3 protein-coding genes and 1 pseudogene are annotated in these 5,213 nt (G+C 57.5%); 2 read left to right on the top strand and 2 right to left on the bottom strand.

Going from position 1 to position 5,213, the window contains the following annotated elements:
- Positions 1–1,533 (top strand): hypothetical protein (locus EN750_RS39455; RefSeq protein WP_189526267.1); only part of this gene is annotated, 1,533 nt, incomplete at its 5' end.
- The gene (locus EN750_RS17485) at positions 1,530–2,585 is read left to right on the top strand and encodes a hypothetical protein (protein ID WP_126057630.1); all 1,056 of its coding nucleotides are present in this window, start codon (positions 1,530–1,532) and stop codon (positions 2,583–2,585) included. The genes EN750_RS39455 and EN750_RS17485, both read left to right, overlap by 4 nt.
- A gap of 606 nt (positions 2,586–3,191) precedes the next feature.
- On the opposite strand, the gene EN750_RS17480 is transcribed toward EN750_RS17485, so the two are convergent.
- Complete coding sequence (locus EN750_RS17480; RefSeq protein ID WP_024504268.1) at positions 3,192–4,250, bottom strand: class I SAM-dependent methyltransferase; 1,059 nt, start codon at positions 4,248–4,250, stop codon at positions 3,192–3,194.
- A gap of 57 nt (positions 4,251–4,307) precedes the next feature.
- Positions 4,308–4,528: pseudogene (locus EN750_RS17475) on the bottom strand (insulinase family protein); the annotation flags it as partial.
- Positions 4,529–5,213 lie beyond the last annotated feature (685 nt).

Raw genomic sequence — 5,213 nt, 5'->3', positions numbered from 1 at the left:
ACCCGGTACGTCGACGAATGCTTCAACGCGTTCTTCTTTGCCGCCGATGAGGGAGCGACCGGCTTCAGAGCGACAGACCCTGGCGCGATCATTAACAAGGTCGCGACCGCGATCACCCCACTTTTAAATGGCCCATCTTTCGCCGGTGACAGGGCGCCCTTCTTCAAGATCCTGATTGACGACTGTGAGGCACTGACACCGCTCCAACAGCAGTTCCTGAACACCTTGGTGAGGAAGACGCGCGGCAATGTGAAATGGGTCCTCGCCTACATCGGCGGCCTTTACGACACGATCCGGACGATCATACCCGGCCAGTCGCTCTCGAATGCTGACCGGGACGTCGAGAATCTTGATTCAGTCGATCCGAGGGAGTTCGCCACGCTGTGCGAGAACGTGTCGTCGCTTCGGCTCTACTATGCGCTTCCTGACCATCTGCGGAGTGATCTCAAGCGCAACGATGCGCTCAGCGCGTTTTCGCTCAAAAACCGGCTGGGGCGGCTTTCCGTCAATGACATCATCGAGCGGGTTATCATATCGGGTCATTCCGAGGGCAGAGAAGAGCTTGTGGCACTCGCTGATGCAGCACGTGAATTCCTCTCCGTGAATTTGAGGACGGCGGATCAGCAGCAATTCCTTCTTGATCGAAAAGCGCGCCCTTATGCCGAAGGGCTGGCGCTCGCGCTCATGAACCCGGAAATCAAGCGCCGGCCCATGAGCAAGGCGGATGCTTCAAATCTGAAGAGGTCGATCGCCCGGAAACAGGGATGGGCTTTTCTGAAAGCGTGCCAGATGCTGCGTCTGCATGACTACCCGTACGTAGGGCACCAGATCATCACATCATTGAGCGACGTCTGTATACGCGATTTCCTTGATATAATGGGAGAGATCTTCCGCCGCAGTGTTCCGAGTTCCAGTGATCCACGAAAACTGGTGGAATTCATCAACTCGGATTTACAGATTCATCTCGAACAGCAGAGACAGGCTGTGAACGCCGCCTCTCAACGGAAGCTTGATGGACTTCAGGCGCTTTCACATCCGTACGAAGAAGAGAGCGTGCGCATGGTGCGGGCGTTGGGTTACCTGACCGCTCGCCTCCAGACAGAGTTTGCCGAAGAAAATGCTCTAGGAACGACAGAGAGAGGCATTTTCAGGGTTGATCTAAAGGAAATGCGCTCGCTGGTGAACCGACTGGAGCAACCCAGCGGAAAACTGGACGAGGTCCTGCGTCGGGCGGAAAGGGATGGGTTTATCCGGGAGGTCTCCGCCGCCGGCAACTTTGAGGTGGACCGCGCCGACCCCGCATCGAAGGAGATGCTGATCAGATTGCATCGGCGATTTGCACCTTACTTCGGGTTCTCCTATCGCGGCCCGTACGAAATCAACACAATCCCTGCGGCGCAGATGGTCGACCTGCTTTTTACCAGGCATCGGCTCCCAGAAGACTGGGCCGACTCGGTGTTTAAGGAGCTCGTCGCGCGGCCCGCACTCAAGACCGAATTCCAGCACTCGCTTTTCGAGAGCGATCTCGAATGACCGCTTCAACTGTCGAGTATCGAGTCTTCGGCCATCTGGCCGTCACTGAGAAGGCGAGAGATGCAGGTACCTGCGAAACGATGGAGGCAGATATCGCGATCGTCGCGCTTGGATGGGAAACGCGTTTCGCCGCGTTCGAAAACCATCTTGACCTGAAGGTCGGCAAAATCGTGGTTCTGGACTTTGCTCTGAAGGAAGCGAACGTCCCAGCCGTCGAAGAAAACCGGCGAAAGCTCATCGCTATGGGTACCCGATGGGGCGTCGAAGTGACTGCGATCACCCTCGAGCCTTCCATCGAGTATCAGAAGAACATCAATCTCCTCGATCACCTGCTCACTCAGATGGCCGCTTCATGTGGCTCATACGAAGGAAGCCTGCGGAAGGTTTTCGTCGAGTGCTCGACGATGCCGCGAATCTACATCCAATGGCTGATTGCGGTGGCATTCAAGAAAATGTCGATTCAGTCTCTCGAATTCGGGTACGCCGAAGGTATCTACGGGAACGCGATCGGCAAAGAGGATTTTTCCAGCGGCTTGGACCGATACGTCACCGTCCCTCATCTTCAAGGCAGCGGAGGAATGGGCGAAGAGAAAGTCCTGCTCGTGGGGATCGGAGGAGATGCCGACGTATTCTACGGATTGATCGATATCGTCAGTCCGGAACGGATCTCGCTCCTCGTCCCAAGAAGCGAGAAGAATGCGCATATCGATGCTTTGCTCGATCAACAGGTGGCCAAGGTACGTGAAACCCACCGGCTCGAAGATGGCGAAGTTCGCGACATCCAGGCTTTCGGGCTGATGGCCCACCTCGATGCTTTCGAGACGTATCTCGACGGGTTCGGCTCGCGTGCGGTGGTGAACGTTTTTGTCAGCGGCCCGAAGGTTCAGGCCATCGCTGCTGCCGTGCTCGCCTGCTCCGACAGCCGCGTCCATCTCAAGGCACGAATTCCCACCTCCTATGCCCATCGTGAAGTCTCAGCGAATGGGCGGTATCATATCTATAGGCTGATTGACCTGACATCCCCTGCCTGCAGCCTTCCCGGGACGTTCTGACACGATCTTGCATTCGAGTAGCATCATGGTCCCAGTAGCCGTTCCGCCAAGCCTTCAGCGCATGTTCGTGTCGCCCGATCCGGTCGATGGGGGACTAATTCCCACTTAGAAGCTGCTCTACATCAGATCAGGGGAAATGCAGACTGGCAGAATTCCATAATTAGCGACTCAAAACATATACTCAGGCGAGACTGTTTAGCATAGAAATAGTGAGCGCTCTCCAATATGTTAGGCTCTGTCGCAGTAGCGCAACAAGCTCAGTCTTTGGATGGGTGGTATGAGGATGAGACGACTGAATGTGTACAGGCTCAGTCATTTTATCGAGGCTCTCGTTTTTGTCGTAAGCGCGTTCGGTGCGACGTGGCTTACCAGCTTTGTGAACGCGCCATGGTGGGCATATGTGATTATAGCGGCCATCACTATGGGCATGTTCGTAGCCGTGCGTCGGGTCCTTTCTGAGCCGCAACGTATGGGACTCTTGGCACACAACTCGGCAGCGACCTCTGCGTGAACCCAGGCGCCTTGAAAATGTCCCCGATGCGTCCGGATTTTTGGCGGTGATCTTCAATCAAATGCGATGAGCTGCAATTTCTGGCGACGGCCACGCTAAGGGCGGGCCTCCAGCACCATGTTGAACGGTGTCTCCGCGGCGCGACGCAATCGCTTGAAGCCGCCGCCGGTCACAACCTTGCGCAGCCTCGCCTCACCGGCCTGGGCTCCAAGCGCGAGCCCGACTTCCTGCGACACGGATGCGGGCGTGCACACGAAAGTGGAAGCGGCATAGTAAACGCGGCCGACGGGATTGAGGTTCGCCGCCAGATGATCATGCGCGAACGGCTCGACGATCATCCACGTGCCGTCCGGCTTGAGCGATCCGTGGACATGGGTGGCGGCGCCCGTCGGGTCGCCCATGTCGTGAAGGCAATCGAAGAATGTGACGAGGTCATACGTTCCGGGATAGCTCTTGGCGGCCGCCACGTCGAACCGCGTGTTAACGCCGACGCCGGCTACCTCGGCCGCCTTGCGGGCGCGCTCAATCGAGGGGGCATGATAGTCGAAGCCGACGAAGCGCGAATTGGGGAAGGCCTGTGCCATGAGCACGGTCGATGCACCATGACCGCATCCAACATCCGCGACGTCCACGCCGCGTTCGAGCTTCTCGACGACGCCCTCCAAGGCCGGCAGCCAGGAGTCGATCAGATTGGCATTGTAGCCTGGACGGAAGAACCGTTCCGTACCGCGAAACAGACACGCGCTATGATCGTGCCACCCGACGCCCTTGCCGGACTGGAATGCCTGCCTCACCTTTTCTTCATCGAGCCACAGCGCGGACAGGAACTCGAATGCGCCTGCCATGAAGGCCGGGCTGTCTTCATCAGCGAACACCAGCTCTTGCTCGGCGTTGAGATAGAATTTGTCGCTCGCTTCATCGTAGTCGACGTAACCCGCCGCCGCCTGCCCGGAAAGCCATTCCCTTACGAGGCGTTCCTGGGTGCCGGTGCGTGTCGAAAGTTCGGCGGCCGTCATCTTGCCGCCTTCGCGCAATGCCTTAAACAGGCCGAGTCTGTCCCCCAGCAGGACTCCCGCGCCCGTTGCGATCGCACCGAGATCGCCGACCATTTTCCCCAAGAATGCGTCCAACTTTTCCTGATTCGCTTCAGACATCTGAATCTCCCTTTGGGTTCAATCTCTCCAGGCGACGGAGCCGTGCTCGTCATGAGGCGCCTTGAGCATCAGATGCTCGAAGACATGCAGATATCCCCGGCGGCTCATCCGCGCTGCCGATCCTGCACCAGACCATATCGGTGACGAGCGGCGCGGTGGTCGGGAATGACAGCCACCTCCATGCCGTTGAAAAGCAGGAAATCCGTCACTTTGCCCTCGTCGGTAACCGGCGGAGCCGGAGTGGTCGTCACCAGGGCAAGCCCTGTTGCAGCAGGTATCCTTGGGCAGCCTGTCAGAACATCGATGACTCCGGTTGTGGTGCCGGGGCGGGCGATCAGGGGCCAAGTGATTGTTCCGCGGCGGCTGTATGTTGTGGTAAGGTGATCATGCGAACTCTTGTTGGTCGGTCACGTGTTTTGCGGATGACCCGCATGTACTGTGCCAAATGAGAAAACCATTCAAACGCAATCCAGTAGATCTGACTGTATCCGACATTGTCGGAATTTGGACATCGCCGAACGCGAAGCGCTCGGGGCTTGTGACGATACTTGAGCGTGCTGCTTCGGAGGAGGGATGCGCCTCGAACCGGCCGCGAGGCCTTTTTCTGGCAACGGATATTCCGGCCGGGTTAGGCCGCGAGGAAAGCGACGGTGAATAAGAGGTAGAGGACCAACCGTTTTGAGCGGGTAGTTGCCGTGTTGCGCCCCCAGGCAAAGGCCAGCACCACGGAGCAGTATTTCTGGTGGCGATACTACATCGCCTTTAAGTGCCGGTTACCCGTTTTTACCCAGTTGGCCTGGTGCATTCAGAGCGAGGTCGTTGGAAACCGCTTATTGTGGCTATGAGCAAACTCGGGATGGAGGAGTGGACCCAAAAATTGGCAAAATGCCCCAGGGAGGATTACATGGGTCGCTCATTCCCCGTACTCGTTACAGGTGCGCGTCGCTACGCAAACAGCTTGCT

It is taken from the genome of Mesorhizobium sp. M7A.F.Ca.ET.027.03.2.1 (genome assembly GCF_003999175.1).
GTDB lineage: Bacteria > Pseudomonadota > Alphaproteobacteria > Rhizobiales > Rhizobiaceae > Mesorhizobium.
Note: the sequence above shows the minus strand (reverse complement) of the source record. Positions and strands in the feature narration are given on the sequence as shown.